The sequence below is a fragment of the Serratia sp. J2 genome (genome assembly GCF_046269175.1).
Taxonomy (GTDB): Bacteria; Pseudomonadota; Gammaproteobacteria; order Enterobacterales; family Enterobacteriaceae; genus Chania; species Chania fonticola_C.
The window spans coordinates 1-14,406 of the sequence record NZ_JBKABN010000050.1; the positions used below are offsets into that span (position 1 = coordinate 1).

The following is a 14,406-nucleotide window of genomic DNA, read 5'->3' on the forward strand; positions in this document are numbered from 1 at the left end:
AATGACTATCTTCTGGCGTTCTCCTTTCGAAGGTGAGTCACCGTCGCGGGAGGGCGTTGCCGTGATGAAATGACCGGCCCGGACCATCAGGGATTCATGCAAGGGGGCTGCCGGAGGCCGCAGCGCAAACAACTGACCGAAGAGAAGGCGTGCGAACGGGTGATGGCAGCAGGCGCAGCCTTTACCCTTGCCTGAATCACGGTCCGTGCCAGTGTCTTTCACGGCAAGGGCAACCCGTGACCACGCAGGGAACAGAAAGGGAAACGCCGGAGGGAAGTGGCGGGCAACGCCCGTTTCCTTTGAGGGGCCGCCATGCGGACCCGGTCGGGGCGGCGCTGGCGCAAGCCAGCTGCGAGCCCCGAGTACTGAGTACGCGGAAAAGTATGCTGATCGGGAAGTGCATTGCCCCGGAGTCCGGGGCAAAATGATTACCAGTCGAATGTCGCTAGACCGTCCAGTTCATCTCCCACAGCAGAAAAATGGATCATGCTGATATTGCCCTGCTTTATGCCCTGCCAGATAACCCAGCGCGCAGCACCTGACAGCCCTTTTTGTTTCAGCTTCAGGAGGGGGGATCTGACAGCATCAAGGCGGATCATGAATCCGACGCCTGTGTCATGGATCCATTCCCGGGTAGACGTGTCGCAAGTCAGGTCACCCAGCAGATGGATGTCAGCAAGCGTAATATGGGAGGTAGAGCATTCAAGAACAGGGCGCATCACTCTCGTGCCCAGCGTAAGCGTTTTTCCCCATCCCAGCGACTCAACAACATCATTCCAGGCCCACTCTTCGTTTTCCGGAGCGGGCAGGGTCAGAAGCTTAAACGGAACACCCAACGTCTCCGCTAGGTGTTCTCCAACACCGCAGACAGGATCATCTCTTTCAGCAAAATCGGCACACGCCAGGTAATTTCCGTGCAGATAAAGCGCCTCATCGCAGTTTTCAAGCTGAATAACCGTGACGCCATAAGGCGCGCCCTCTGTAATTTTTTTCATTGTGTACTCCGTCGCAGCAGGCGTTCGTTTCCGGGAGTCAGCGGCTCGATGCCGCTGACTCCCGGACGGGTCAGAAAATGCCGCCCCGGAGGACGGCACAGGTATCAGGCATACGCCCGCTTAATCTCCAGTGAGCGCAGCAACTGCCCCCACTCCACCACGTTCAGTGCCGGGATGCGCACAGGCTTGCGCTTGCGCTGACAGCGGGCGATATGACGCCCCAGCGCCTTCACGCGTGGCGAGATGCTCTCTTCTGCGACGGTGTCACGCTGTACGCGATGGTGCTTTCTCACCTCCGCGCTTTCGCGCTGCTTTACAAAATAGCCCTGACATGCAAGGATAAAGTCGTCTTTCATGATGTAACTCCATCTGAGACTTGTAGTGTCCGGTCTGCTCGAACAGACCGGGATGAATAAGCAGAGCGCCCGCTCTGCTTTTTTATTGCCGCTTATGCGGCAATTCCGGCGGCGTCGATAAACGCCCTGATCTTCCCGATAATTTCCTCATGCGTGAGCGTCACTTCGTTACGCATCGTGAAAAAGCGCGTGCGGTATTGGGCGAAAATGTCCGTGATGTTGCCGCTGTACATTTCGCTCAGCTTGAACGTCTGGCTCTCTGGAGTACCCTGCCAGTCCAGAGGCGGCAGAACTTCCAGCATGTCAGTGAATTTTTCTTCGCTGATTTCAGACACTGGCCGATAATTGGCCGCCGCAAAACGTGCTTTCGCCTCCCCCACTGTCACCAGTTCCCAGCGATCGCCATTGGCGTTCAGCTCTTCCAGCGTCTTCGACGTAACACAGGCAGTGGTACGCCACGCACCTTCCACAAAGTACGCTTTGCACCAGCCGTTAAATGCACTTGATTTGCTCCAGAACGCCATTGCAGTCATCGCGAATCTCCTCATCTGTTGTGCCCTTCGGCTTCTTTCTGGTGTCCCCTTTTTTTCCGTTTCCGGAAGGCGGGGAGCACGTTGCTGTGACACATGACCGCCCTGTTCCAGCAGGGACGGAAACAAGGGGGATGACAAAGCCGCAGCGCAAGCGACTGACCAACGGGAGGGAGTGCGAACGGGTGCAGGCATCAGGCCTCAGCCGCCCCTTGTTTACGGACCGGAACGGGGCAGCGTCAGTCACAGCAAAAGTGAACACCGCTGACAACGGGGCCAAAGTGGGCGCCAGAGAAGCCGGTTTACCGGCTTTCCTTAGCGGCCGTCCGTGACGGCCAGTTAAAGTGGCGCTGCCTGAAAGGCAGCTGCTCACGCCGCCTTTCAGGCATCGCTTGCTATCCCAACGGGACGGAGACAGGCCACGTCCTGGGTCCGCGTAGCCTGGTAGCCACTACGGGGACACCCGGCGAAGTGCAGGCGACGACCCGGTTCACCGGGAAGCCGAAGGGGCCCAGCCGGGTTTAAAATTCTTTGATTATTGTGCTCTTAAGCCTCGAAATACGATTTAAAATTAAGTTAAAATAGGTGCAATTTCTGCACTTTTAAGGTTTCAGAATGACCGGGTTTGACCTCAGATTGTGGCGAAAAAGCCTGGGCTGGAGCCGCGACCGGGCCGCAGAGGAGCTGGGCGTTTGCCTGCGTTCTTACAAAGACTACGAAAACGCGCCAGAAGTAAAGCGGGCCATAGAGTTGGCCACGATCACGCTTTCCGTGCGGGGTCTGATGCCGCTAATGTCACGCCCTCAGGTCAGCAAATCGAAAGCCCTTGAAATGCTCCAGAGAATGCTGCAGTGATACACTGGCACAACGCAGGCAGACGGGGTTCTGAAGTACCCGCGCTCGATGCGCGGGGGCTTCAGCAGGGGCAGCAGATCAGCCGCCAGATTCATCGTCATGATGCATCGTGGAAACCGTCAACAGCCCCGTAAAGTCGATGTCCAGTCTGTCACACAGGTGCATCAAATCGGTGATCAGATCGCCCATGATGGTGTCTACGGATTCATCGCTGCTGGCCAGCCCAGTCTGGCGGGCGAAGTAGCAGAGTGTTTCTGCGGCCATTGCTGATCGGTCAGCGTTATCTGGTTCCCTGAAAGTCGGCCAGTCTCTTTCGATGGCCATCGCGGCCAGCACCCTGATCCCCGTCATCGTATCTGCCATCTTATTCAGCTCCACGCCCTTTATTCAGCCCCGCGACCATCGCCCGTAAACAACCTTCCTGTCGGGTCGTGGTCATTTCGCCATTCATCAGTACCTGGGCAAACCAGGTATTCTCTTTTAGCAGCACATAGCTGTTAGCTTCCCCCTGAGCACGGATCCGGATCTCACTGCCGGGTTCCTGCCCATCATTGGGCAACGTGGCGGACATCAGTACCAGCGCGGCTTCCACGCAGGGCAGGATTTTTTCGGAATCCGTCCCGGTCTCCGGGTCATCAAAACAGATTTCTGATTCACAGTTGATATTGTCTTCAAGCCAGCGGGCCAGAATCGTCAGCCCTTCCATTACTGCTAATGAGTTGATCATGTTCTCGTTCTCCTTACTGGACCCGGGTACCCTGCCCGGGTCCTAGCTATGTCAGTCAATGGCGCGGAAAATTTTGCTGCGTTCCGGATGCTCAATAATGCTCACGTAGTCTTTCAGGGCGTCCTGACGGTCAACCAGCCCCTGGCAGGTCTGCGCGTACTGCGGCCCCATCTCGGAAGTCTTCCAGCACAGCTGGTTAAGTACGAAAAGCGTGGCAATGATCCCGGCAGCGTCTGCGGAGACTTCTTCATCAAAATAATTGCCTGGAATGCTCAGTTGGTAGGTTCCCTCTGGTGGCGTCATGTACCCGGTCGGGCGGGTTGTGATGATGTCTGTATATGGGCCGACATGGCCGCTAATCCCGCGCGGCACCTCCCAGAACTGCCACATGCCGCCCTCATAGTTGCTGTGTCTGTCCAGAAATGACTGCACCATCTGCTCGCCAAACGGCGTCGCGAACAGACGAGGTACGAACACCTGGCGCTGGCGTGGGTGGGTGATTTCAATACGTGTTACCTGCTCAGTCTGGGAAATGGTCGCTGCGGTCGTGGTCATCGTGGCCTCCTTCGGCTTCTTTCTGGTGTCCTCACTTTTCCGTTTCCGGAAGGCGGGGAGCACGTTGCTGTGACACATGACCGCCCTGTTCCAGCAGGGACAGAAACAAGGGGATGACAAAGCCGCAGCGCAAGCGACTGACCAACGGGAGGGAGTGCGAACGGGTGCAGGCATCTGGCTTCAGCCGCCCCTTGTTTATGGACCGGAACAGGGCAGCGTCAGTCACAGCAAAAGTGAACACCGCTGACAACGGGGTCAAAGTGGGCGCCAAAGAAGCCGGTTTACCGGCTTTCCTTAGCGGTCGCCACCGGCGGCAAGTCGAAAGTGGCGTTGCCGGGACGGCAGCTGCTCACGCCGCCCTTCAGGCATCGCTTGCTATCCCAACGGGACGGAGACAGGCCCCGTACTGGCTCCGCGTAGCCTGGTGGCCACGGGGACACCCGGCGAAGTGCAGGCGACGACCCGGGTCACCGGGAAGCCGAAGGGGCCCAGACGGGTTTGAATTTCTTTGATTGTTGTACTTTCTATCCTCGAAATTAGATTGAAAACACAACTCAAATAAGTGCAGTTTTTGCACCTTTTTTACATCAAAATAATAGAAATTTTTAACCCAAAATCGGGATTGTTTTCCGCCATGAATCGCATTATTTCAGGATCTCCGGACCCGGGCCGAAGCGCCGCAGGCGCAAGGCTTTGGTCCCTGCAGGCTTCAGCCTGCAGATGGGTTTTCCCGCCCGCCGAAGTCGGTTGTCCACAGTGCAGGTCAGTAAGGTACCGGACAGCCTGTGGATAACATGCTCAGGAGCGCACGGTTCGCGACACGCCCCTGAGTGGTTGTTATTTAACCGCCATAGTGCGGTACATTACCCATCAGCCAGTCCGGCCCAATAACATCACTCCATCCGTGCTCATCCTCGTCGTCATACTCCAGACTGTCATCTGCACACTCAACCAGACGGCCTTCTTCATAACGCCGGTAGCCACAATAGTCACAGCCGGCCTCACTGAAATAATGGTCAATGGTACAACCCCATTTATCTGACAACGCCTCCATGACCGACTCATCTGGCGGAGACCAGGGCGTATCTATATCGATTTCCAACCAGCCGTGTCCGCTGGTTATTTCAGCCTCACTGGCTGAAGGCCATTTGATGCCATAGCTCGCGCTATAAAAGTCATACGCACTCTGTACTTTCTCCAGCAGCCGACCATTGAACCCGTTGAGTTCACAGGCAAGCCTTGTGGGAATAATCAGAAGTAAATCAAACAGTTCGCCTTCAGGCTCGGTTTCAAGCATATCGAACAGCTCTCCACGGCTAACCTTTCGCGACCACAAATGGCTCCAGTCATGGCTTTTACTGCGCATCACGGCATCAACCCGCGCCTGCTCGGCAGCGGTCAAGTTATCCCACTTCAGACCGGCAAGCCCCGTTGCCCGGTAATACTGGTCAATATAATGACAACAGGACTTATCAAGCCACACATTGCTCTCCAGCATCTCGACCCATCCCCCGAAAGCGAGTGAGGCTTCTGTCGGCTCGGTGCTGCCATGCGCAGTCAGCGCGGGATACGGCAGATACTGCATCTCGATACCCGGCTTCAGTCGCCCGGCCACGCCAGCGATGAACATGCGGACACTCTGATTGATGGCTCGTTTGTAATACGGGTACATCGTCCTGTTCGCCCAGGCTTCTACCTCGGCCTGCACACACGCAGGCACGGTGAGTTTAATTCGGTTGGCACACCAGTTCGGCATCGTTCTTTCTCCCATAAAGGTTAGTGGATACGGCTGTCGCCGTGACCACGAACCAGACCGGGCGGTCAGCGGGGGAAACAAGGGCGCGCCCGCAAGCCGCAGCGCAGGCGAAAATCAGGGCTGAATGCGCTGATTTTTGACGTGAACGGGTGAGGAGCGCGGCGAAGCTTCCCTTGTTACGCACGCAGCCCGGGCTAAGGTCTGGGCACGGCGTCAGCCACCCTGGGCACAAAACGTATCGCGGGAAAAATCACCTTCCGCCGGCACGGCGACAGAAGGCGACCGGTACGGGCGCGGCCTTTTTGACTCCGGATAACACCGGCTCAATGCCGGGGGTATCCGGCAGGGGGAAAACGGGCCGCTGGGGAGCGACCCGGGAGTGCCGGGGATCAGGCGGCATGTACAAAACTGCGGAAGGCCTGCACCTGATCAGTAATGGCGTGGCGGGCTTCGTTTGCGACATACTGAATTTCTGAACGGCAGACCCACTTTCTTACCGGCTGCCCAGGGAGGATGACGACCTCACTGGCCCAGGACTCCGCCATCAGTTGGCCCGCACACGTCACCTGAAACCGGACGGAAACCACACGCGCATTATCGTCCAGGATCATCCGGATATATTCCTCCAGAATGGCTTCATCCGTATCACAGTAGCCACAGTCGCACGGGTCTACAGCCACGGCTTCCAGGGTGATGTTCGCGGTCGCCCGAGTGAACAGGTTCTCATCATATTGTGCCGGGCATGTCCCTTCCGTGAGCTTATAGCCCAGCGTTTTCACGTTGTGACACAGGCAGTCATACTGTTCGCGCAGCGCCTGCAGCAGACGCTTTTCCAGCATTTCCATCTCATCAGAAAAGCCCTCAGCAACCAGTCGAGTATCCCAGGAAAGGCTGTACCAGCTTTGTGTCAGTTCGAGTCGCACACAAATGCCCTGCTCCCTCACAGCCGTGAATAACGCCCGCGCATTGCACCTGGACAGATAGCGCTTCCCTCGCAGCCCCGGAATAATTCGAAGCAGGTCAGTACTGGAAAGAGTGCCGTGGAAAACCACCCCGTCGCTCTGACCCCGCTGCTGGCCATATTCAAGGTGGAGTGACGTAGGCCAGTTCAAGGCCAGCAGTTCCTGCTTTGCCATGGTGTGGAGCAGCGCACTGGTCAGGCAGTGAAAGGTCTGAAATGTCATCGTGTGTTTCCTCTGGTCATACAGGCTCACAGGGTCACCTCCCCGTCACGCGCGCCGTCGGCGAAGGCTTTCGCGTCGTCCGAGCAGTTAAACTCATAGCGCAGGCCTTTTGGATGCTCGGTGTTAAAGACATCCACGTAAAAACAGCCTTCACGCCCGAACAAGCCCGCCCAGTCAGGATCGCCTTTAACGCCCTGATACGTTGTGGTGATATTGAAATGTGCCAACGCGGCGGCGAACTCCGGGGATGAAATCAGCAGCTTATCCGTCAGTGCCTGCAGCAGGCTTTGAACTACCTGGCGATCGTTCATAAACTTCTCCTTCGCATGATGGTCTTAAAAAACTTTCTTCTGGCGTTCCTCCTTTCGAAGGAGGGGCGTTGTCTCTTGCCATGAGCGACGGTCAGCAACGGGCCATCAGGAAAAAGTCACGCTCCGGATGCAAAGCCGCAGCGCAAATGACTGACTGAAAAGGAAGGAATGCGAACGGGTGCCGCAGCGGGCGGCTTGATTTTTGACGGCACGGTGCAACCGTTTAAGCGATGGCAGGAGATAACGTCTACAGGGAATGAGCACTCGGGAAGACAGGATCTGCGGTACAGGCCCACCGGGGTGGGCATCCTTATGGGTCCGGTCATCTTGCCGGACTGGCTAACGCGCCGGGGCTTATGCCCCCTCGAAGCGCCATGAAAACCGGGGCAACAGCCCCGGGATCTTCAGCCTTTGAGAAACCGACACAGTGCATCAAGAACATCCGCCGTTCCCAGGCGCTCCTGCCAATTGCCGACATACCACATCGGCGTCCGGTAAGTCCGGCGAACGACTAGGGTCAGCGTGTTGCCAATCACAACCTCTGCAGGTATCCCCAGAAGGGATAGTTGCAGGTAACACATATGTGCTGCAGTCGCATCAATATCCATGCAACTGGCGAATAGCTTGTCCTGATAGTTGATGCCCTGTTCCGCAAGCACTTCAGCAAATGCGATCACCATACTGCCCGCCCCAACTGCCGGTTCCTGCAACGTAATGAACGGCTTGTGTTCCAGCTCGCTGAATACATCACCGGCGGTGAGGCGAGCCACCAGGGCAGACAGATGATAAGGTGTGAAAAACTGGCCCATATGGTCTGAGCCGATCTCCAGTTCCATGAAGATCTGGCCCAGAAAGTCACCCGGCTGACACTCCAGAGCGCCAGTGAGACACCCCAGCAACTGAGTCATCCGGTTAACATCATCAGGTTGATAGCGACCGGCAATCGCCAGATACTCTTTTTCCAGATCAGGGCAGCGAAGAAAAACGTTCTGCACGGCAAGTGTCGCCATTTCTGCAAAATCGCGGAAAACCTCATGTCGGTGGTGATAGCGCGCCGTTTCACGAAACAACCGGATAAATTCCCGGCGGTAATGGTCATAGCCGTTCTGGCCAACGTGGCGTAACCGATCAGGGGTATTGGCTGGCGCGAGTATATCCAGGGTCAGCTGCGTCATTCTGGTGTTCCTTCCTTTGTGGCGATCTGCGGTGTGCTCCCGCCATACCGCGCGGGACGCAACGGGCCATAAGGAAAAAATCCAGCTCCGGACGCAAGGCCGCAGCGCAAATGACTGACCAGGGGAAGGAATGCGAACGGGCACAGCAGCCGGCGGCTTGAATTTTTCCGGCACGGTGCGACTGTTAAGCGGAGGGAGGGAGTAACTGCTGACGATGGAGTGAAGGCTGACTCAATAAGGGGGGCGGACAGATCCGCCGCCAATTCATAGTCTAGCTATATCAACGCGGATCGTGAGCAACCATTGCTAGCCGCTGAGGAGTTATGCAACCGTGGAGATTTCAGCGTGAAATTTAATAAAAATATTCATGAAATACAATGTATTAAACCCTATTTTACGTGGGGAACGAACTGGGTATTTTACTGCGATCCAACCATAGAGAAAGGGCATTGCAAGGTAAGTCGAAGTGAGTGGCGTCGGAATTAATGGAGATTTCACCATGAAATCCCCATTAAAAAACCATTAATTTTAAATAGTTAACATTGAAAAATGGGTGGAGAACATTTTAAACTATGACTTGAGATGCTTGGCCAAGACAGCTTTCACCGCGTCATCAATGGCCCCCTGCAGTTCGGGCGACACACGGTTAAACTCGTAACTGAACATGCGTCCCCGTATCTTCTTGCGGGCATATTTGTTCTTGTCAGAAAACTGCCAGAGTGGGGTGATGACAGCCGCATCTCCTTTCGCTGGTTCTCCCAATAGCGTGGCCTCATCCCGTATTACCGTCAATATTTTAGTCTTGACCTCATCAGCCGCCAACAATGCCTGTTCACGGATCCCGCTGACGACGCCACTGATATTATCGATGAGTTCTGATACTGAACGTTGATTGCTGGCCAACAACTCTTCTGCAGTCAGCAACACTTTATAGTCAGAAAAAGACAGTTCAGATTGGATCGGAAAGAGGGATAGCAATTCAGAAGAGACACTGGCAGCCTGCAGCGCACGCGTCACTTTGGCTTGTGACAATCCCTCCGCTTCAGCGATTTCTTTTTGTGTCAGCCCACTTTGCTTGAGGGCTAGCAACCGAGTTCCCACTTCGCGAATGTTATGTTCCCGGGCAGTCTGAATATCCTGTGCCAGCTTTCTGGCCTCGCTGACCGAGAGTGACTCATCCGTGACCAAGATATCCAGGCCCACCTGCTTGAGGATGGCAGAGGCGCGACGACGTGAGCCATCCAAGATCTCGATACGGTTATCGCGGCGGACACCAATGGCCGGAAAGAACTGCTGCAGGCTGATGGTCCGTGTAATATCCTGAAGGGATTCTGGCGTGAGTGCTGACTGATCACGACCGTTTATTTCCTGAAGAACATACGTTTTGGTTTCAACCTCAGATGCCGGAACGGTCACTTTGATAAAGACCGCCTTCCTGCCAGAAGACAGGGTAAATACCTGTTTAACCGCTTCCGGCTCGGCTTCGTTGTTAAGAACTGGCGCGTTAAACGTGCGCCCGATTGTCTGACGTTTTGTGCTCATCGGGCACCTCAATTCATTCGAATAAATTCAATGCGGTCAAATACCGCTTTGGCAAAATCTTCCGCAGCGGTACGCGCATTCTTCAATGCCTCGCTGCTCCCCACATAGGTAGCCGGGTTCGCGGAGATCACCGTATCAAACGACTCGCCACAACGTTCAAAGCCATCAAGACGTGGCAACGCAGCATCAAGCATGTCTCCACCAAAAATCTCTTTCGCGAGGCTGTGGCAGACTTTGTGATCGGGCTTGTTTGAGAGTTTGGACATAAAGCCGATGTTTCCCTGCAACCGGCACGGACAACCAGAGGCTTCAATGATACTGACCAACTCAGGCAGACGGGTCAGGTACTTCAGGGTAGAGTGGAAATCAACTTGTGCGGGCGGGATCGGCGTCATCAGGAGATCGGCGGCCGCAATCGCGTTCTTAAGGAATGCATCCAGGTGAGGGCCGCTGTCGACAAAGATAAAGTCATAATCAGACTTCAGTTTATCAATGATGTTCTCACGCAAGACAGCATGGGGGTTTTGGCCAGGTAAATGCTCGGCACACAAACTTTCCCAGCCCGAAGCGATGAACGCATCATCAATGGATGCTGGAAGAACATCTACGCCGGGTACAACAGACGGCACGATGAACTCATTGAGTAACTCTTCCCGACTGACATTTTGGAGCATGGCCTGAGCGGAGGTTGTCTCAACCAGGCCCACGGCACGAGTATGGTTCAAAAACATGGTGGCTGAGGACTGAGGATCCAGATCAATGACCAAGACGCGTAAATCTTCAAAAAGGAGGTGGGGGTGGGCACGCAGTGCATGAGCCAGTGACACCGTAGAAACGGTCTTTGAGACACCGCCCTTCAGGTTTCCGACAAAGAGAGTCATTGCTTCAGGATGGCGATCGCGATATTTAGGAACACCACGGTGATGATAAATATCGACAATATTCTGGACGGTCATCGCGTACTTGGTGGACGAACCGGCCGCACGTTTCTCGAAGACATAACCACCATTTTCCATCTCGCTGACGGCATAGTCCACGTTAGCACGCGTCAGTTTTGGAAATTTTGCCACGGCAGCTTTGGAATACACCTGAAAATATTCGTTTTCCTTGAGCTCTTCTTTCTGAAGTTGTATCTGCTCAGTCAACGCGGACAGCATTTTTTCGGCACGTAATGCGACTTTCTCTGTCTGATGAGAATCCATAATCACCAACTCCACATTTATGTAGCTTATCTGAATTAATCCAATAATCCTGCATAAAAGATAAAAAATCAACATAATTAAAAGTAAATTTCTCACGAACTAACCATGACGGTGAATCACCTTCAGCAGCATCATGCAGAAATGAGGAGCGGTTGAAATTCCGCATATTTCCTTTAAAACCAAGATGCTCCTTTTAAAGCTATAGCTCCCAGGCAGAAGACGGCGCTACTGTGAAGCACAGGACCATATGTACTTTATTTATTGTCGGTTATACCTTAATATGTATACACAAACGTAACCACATGGGGATATCGACATGGGTACAATGAATATTCGTATCGACGATGACTTAAAGGCCCGGGCCGGTGTAGCGCTCGACGGATTGGGGATCACAGCCTCGGAAGCTGTACGTATGGTGCTTGAATACGTTGCACAAAATAACCGCCTTCCGGTTCAGGTGGCATTACTGGCTGATGAAGACGCAGATATCATCGAGTTAGCGCGTGAACGTCTAGCGAATCCTGGCAAACGGATCCGAGTAACACTCGATGACTTATAAGATTGACTTTGACAATGCAGCCTTCAAAGAGTGGAAAAAATTAGGTGAGACTGTACGTCAACAGTTAAAAAAGAAGCTGGCGCAGATTGTTGAGGCGCCACGCATTGAGGCTAACCGACTGCACTCCTTACCTGATTGCTATAAGATCAAACTCCGCGCATCCGGTTATCGGCTAGTCTACAAAGTCGAGGATGAAACTATTGTGATCCTCGTCCTTGCTGTAGGTAAACGCGAACGGCTTGAAGTTTACAAAGCAGCCGCCACAAGGTTGGGTTAGTGAGGGATTGCTAAAAAACCCATTAAAAAATGACATGACCATAGAGAAAAAGGCATTCTTCCAGGAATACTGCCGTCCTCTCATCATGTCATAAGCTCCTATACGCCCAACTCCCTCACGTCACAGCTCTGGTGTTGTGTGCATGTCAGGCTCTCAAGCAACTCGGAAATTCACAGCGAAATATCTCCGTCCTGGCTATTCACCTGACAGGGCGGAGGTATTTGAACAACCGCAGAGCGTTAGCACTTTATTCGTTATCGCCTAGTGCCTGGGGACGCTTCCGCCTCCCGTATCATCGTGAGCGCATCCTGCGTCGGCAGCGTGAACTGTACCTGGCGGTTGGCGACGATATCGAGCGCAAACACCCGGGTATACACTTCCGTGCTTTCCCCTTTTTCGTGGCCCATCAGCCCCTGCAGCACCTTCAACGGCGTGCCCTGATAGAGCATATGCATCGCGTAGCTGTGCCGAAAAACATGCGGCGTCACTGGCACGCTAAAATGAATGCCCTCGCTGTTGGCCTGGCGCTCGGCTTTCGTGAGCCAGTTGCGTACCGTGCGATCGGTGGTTTGCCAAATCGGCAAGGGGGTACGTTCACACGTTTGTGCGTCAATCTCGAACTGTTCCTTGGTACTGGCAAATAGCCGACGCAGCTCGTCGACAAAGTGCGGATCGGTCAGGGGGATCAGCCGATTGGCCGATTTCCCTTTGGCAGGACGGCCGGGGCCACTGCGTCGTTGTTTGGCGGTACGCAGAATGATATGGGGCATCTCAACGGTGAGCCGTATGTCTCGCCGCTTGAGCGAAAGGGCTTCATTGATCCGGGCACCGGTGTTCCACAGTAAATTAATGAGCGCATGCTGCGGCCAGTCAGGCAGATAGTGAAGCAGGGCAGCCACTTCCGGTGCCAGCAGATAGCGCGGCAGTTCATCGTAAACCAGCGCCATTTTGCGCAGCGCCAATGCATGCTGATAATCCCGCGTGTCCAGCAACGGGGTTTCTTGGCCAGTCGGTGTGCCGGTGGTGGCCAGTCCTCCCCGGTAACCGGCGCGCTGCATCATGGCCAGAACGGATCGCGCAGCCAATGGATCAACAGCTGACGGTGTTGGCTGTCCACGACACGTGCCGCCTCCAGCAGATCAAACCCCTCATCATTGCCGGTCCACAACGACAGAAAGAACAGCGCCAACTGCCGTTCGCCGCTGCTCATGATATTGAGTGCCGACCGCAACGCGTTTTCATCACATCGCCGTGTAGCAAAGTCCCAGTACCCGGCGATCCGCGGATAGTCGGTCAACAGCACAGCAAACCGTGCCTGCTCAGGGGTGAGATCCTGTCCCATGGTGTCTTTCTCCTCGCGTCATCTCGCTGATGTTGATTGGTAGCGCTACGTAAAATCTTGGCGCCTACGCCCCACGTCGACGTTCAGATTTCACGTAGCGCAATCTTGTCCTAAAACGCCTGTTTTTTCGTCCTGGGCGCCGGTGACGATCGCCGGTGCCCCCAAATTATCGCCCAAGCGGGGCGCGGCTGCACCAAAAGTAATTCGTCGTGAGGATCCTTATGGATCCTTTTACTGCTTCCGATTTAAGGAATAATACCATATTTCGGAATCATATTAATCGTAAAGTGTGAGGGGTGTGAACCGGATCAGGCGGGGGAAACCACCACATCTAGTGTCTTAATCAACTGGTGATGACACTACATGTGGGGTTTGGCGGGGCAGGGTGGCGGTTTGCCGAAAAAAGCACAAAGCGGAAACCCCGATCCGGCCAGCGTGAACAGGGGGGAACGCGCCTGAGTCCATTTACGCCCCCCACCCGGTTTTATGCGCCGGCGAGAACACGATCGGCACAGGGCGCCCATTGTGGCCTGGAAGCACAGCCGTCAACACCGCCGTATCATATTCTTTATCGCGTCGAATTAAGCACTTTTTGCTTCCATTCTTCGTCACTTAGCTCACTCTTATAGAATGTTTTTCATTGCCGCCAGTAGTCATGCTGGGCAGATCTAAACGCGTCCTCTTCGTTAACTTACGTGTTTCCTTCAACCATTTTCTTTTCTAGGATGTAGCCCCTTCCACACCTAGCGTATATTTAAAGAATAAGTCATCAATCATCCGAAACATACACCCACTGACTATTATGGAAACACAAAAGGTTACCGTAGCCGCTAAAGAAATGCACATCGAACCGATGAATATAGAAGACACATTTTCATAAGATAGAAATTTTGTGAATATTGGTAGAGTTGGTAGAAAATTTTTACCTATAACCGTATTAACCAGATCGGCAGGCCACTGAATAATGGGATTATAAACATGTCCGATAACACGGTAATAAGAGATGAAACCGCCGATAACCCTGCAGACAGACACCCGTG

Annotated in this window: 18 protein-coding genes; 3 read left to right on the forward strand and 15 right to left on the reverse strand. The window is 54.1% G+C overall.

The genetic code is table 11. The annotated features are described in order from the left end of the window. Positions 1–428 precede the first annotated feature (428 nt). From ACKWMY_RS27095 to ACKWMY_RS27105, 3 genes are all read right to left on the reverse strand, one after another. Positions 429–995, reverse strand: a complete 567-nt coding sequence (locus ACKWMY_RS27095; protein ID WP_409487402.1) for a DUF5983 family protein — start codon at positions 993–995, stop codon at positions 429–431. A gap of 104 nt (positions 996–1,099) precedes the next feature. Then, entirely contained in the window at positions 1,100–1,351 is a 252-nt protein-coding gene (locus ACKWMY_RS27100) for a hypothetical protein (protein WP_059202148.1), read from the reverse strand. A 92-nt stretch (positions 1,352–1,443) separates the two neighbouring features. Continuing rightward, complete coding sequence (locus ACKWMY_RS27105) at positions 1,444–1,884, reverse strand: hypothetical protein (protein WP_409487403.1); 441 nt, start codon at positions 1,882–1,884, stop codon at positions 1,444–1,446. 612 nt (positions 1,885–2,496) lie between these two features. Between ACKWMY_RS27105 and ACKWMY_RS27110 the strand changes: the two genes are divergently transcribed. Continuing rightward, positions 2,497–2,736 (forward strand): helix-turn-helix domain-containing protein, encoded by a 240-nt coding sequence (locus tag ACKWMY_RS27110; protein WP_409487404.1) that lies wholly within the window; start codon positions 2,497–2,499, stop codon positions 2,734–2,736. A 78-nt stretch (positions 2,737–2,814) separates the two neighbouring features. Here ACKWMY_RS27110 and ACKWMY_RS27115 read toward each other — a convergent pair whose 3' ends face one another. From ACKWMY_RS27115 to ACKWMY_RS27155, 9 genes are all read right to left on the reverse strand, one after another. After that, a complete protein-coding gene (locus ACKWMY_RS27115; RefSeq protein WP_409487405.1) occupies positions 2,815–3,087 on the reverse strand; it encodes a hypothetical protein in 273 nt (90 codons plus the stop codon). A gap of 13 nt (positions 3,088–3,100) precedes the next feature. Beyond that, positions 3,101–3,463, reverse strand: coding sequence for a hypothetical protein (locus ACKWMY_RS27120; protein ID WP_409487416.1), 363 nt, complete (start codon positions 3,461–3,463; stop codon positions 3,101–3,103). Between the two features lie 51 nt (positions 3,464–3,514). Next, entirely contained in the window at positions 3,515–4,018 is a 504-nt protein-coding gene (locus ACKWMY_RS27125) for an antirestriction protein (RefSeq protein WP_337263706.1), read from the reverse strand. Positions 4,019–4,859: 841 nt separating this feature from the next. Further along, positions 4,860–5,774, reverse strand: a complete 915-nt coding sequence (locus ACKWMY_RS27130; protein ID WP_409487406.1) for a DUF1281 domain-containing protein — start codon at positions 5,772–5,774, stop codon at positions 4,860–4,862. Positions 5,775–6,163: 389 nt separating this feature from the next. Then, positions 6,164–6,958 carry a hypothetical protein gene (locus ACKWMY_RS27135; protein WP_409487407.1) on the reverse strand — a complete coding sequence of 265 codons (795 nt, stop codon included), beginning with the start codon at positions 6,956–6,958 and terminating at the stop codon, positions 6,164–6,166. Positions 6,959–6,984: 26 nt separating this feature from the next. Continuing rightward, complete coding sequence (locus ACKWMY_RS27140; RefSeq protein WP_409487408.1) at positions 6,985–7,269, reverse strand: hypothetical protein; 285 nt, start codon at positions 7,267–7,269, stop codon at positions 6,985–6,987. Positions 7,270–7,673: 404 nt separating this feature from the next. Then, entirely contained in the window at positions 7,674–8,444 is a 771-nt protein-coding gene (locus tag ACKWMY_RS27145) for an N-6 DNA methylase (protein WP_409487409.1), read from the reverse strand. Positions 8,445–9,014: 570 nt separating this feature from the next. Then, entirely contained in the window at positions 9,015–9,986 is a 972-nt protein-coding gene (locus tag ACKWMY_RS27150; RefSeq protein WP_409487410.1) for a ParB family protein, read from the reverse strand. An 8-nt stretch (positions 9,987–9,994) separates the two neighbouring features. Then, the gene (locus ACKWMY_RS27155; protein WP_409487411.1) at positions 9,995–11,188 is read right to left on the reverse strand and encodes an AAA family ATPase; all 1,194 of its coding nucleotides are present in this window, start codon (positions 11,186–11,188) and stop codon (positions 9,995–9,997) included. 316 nt (positions 11,189–11,504) lie between these two features. Here ACKWMY_RS27155 and ACKWMY_RS27160 point away from each other — a divergent pair, with 316 nt between their 5' ends. Both ACKWMY_RS27160 and ACKWMY_RS27165 read left to right on the forward strand, forming a co-directional pair. Further along, positions 11,505–11,747, forward strand: coding sequence for a type II toxin-antitoxin system RelB/DinJ family antitoxin (locus ACKWMY_RS27160; protein ID WP_004966044.1), 243 nt, complete (start codon positions 11,505–11,507; stop codon positions 11,745–11,747). After that, positions 11,737–12,024, forward strand: coding sequence for a type II toxin-antitoxin system RelE family toxin (locus tag ACKWMY_RS27165; protein WP_409487412.1), 288 nt, complete (start codon positions 11,737–11,739; stop codon positions 12,022–12,024). Before ACKWMY_RS27160 ends, ACKWMY_RS27165 begins: the two co-directional genes overlap by 11 nt. Positions 12,025–12,278: 254 nt before the next feature. Here ACKWMY_RS27165 and ACKWMY_RS27170 read toward each other — a convergent pair whose 3' ends face one another. The 3 genes from ACKWMY_RS27170 to ACKWMY_RS27180 form a co-directional block, all read right to left on the reverse strand. Further along, positions 12,279–13,085, reverse strand: a complete 807-nt coding sequence (locus tag ACKWMY_RS27170; protein ID WP_409487413.1) for a tyrosine-type recombinase/integrase — start codon at positions 13,083–13,085, stop codon at positions 12,279–12,281. Next, positions 13,082–13,366, reverse strand: coding sequence for a hypothetical protein (locus ACKWMY_RS27175; RefSeq protein ID WP_409487414.1), 285 nt, complete (start codon positions 13,364–13,366; stop codon positions 13,082–13,084). The genes ACKWMY_RS27170 and ACKWMY_RS27175 overlap by 4 nt, the downstream gene beginning before the upstream one ends. A gap of 720 nt (positions 13,367–14,086) precedes the next feature. Beyond that, positions 14,087–14,406: hypothetical protein (locus ACKWMY_RS27180; protein WP_409487415.1), on the reverse strand; the 320-nt coding region annotated here is incomplete at its 5' end.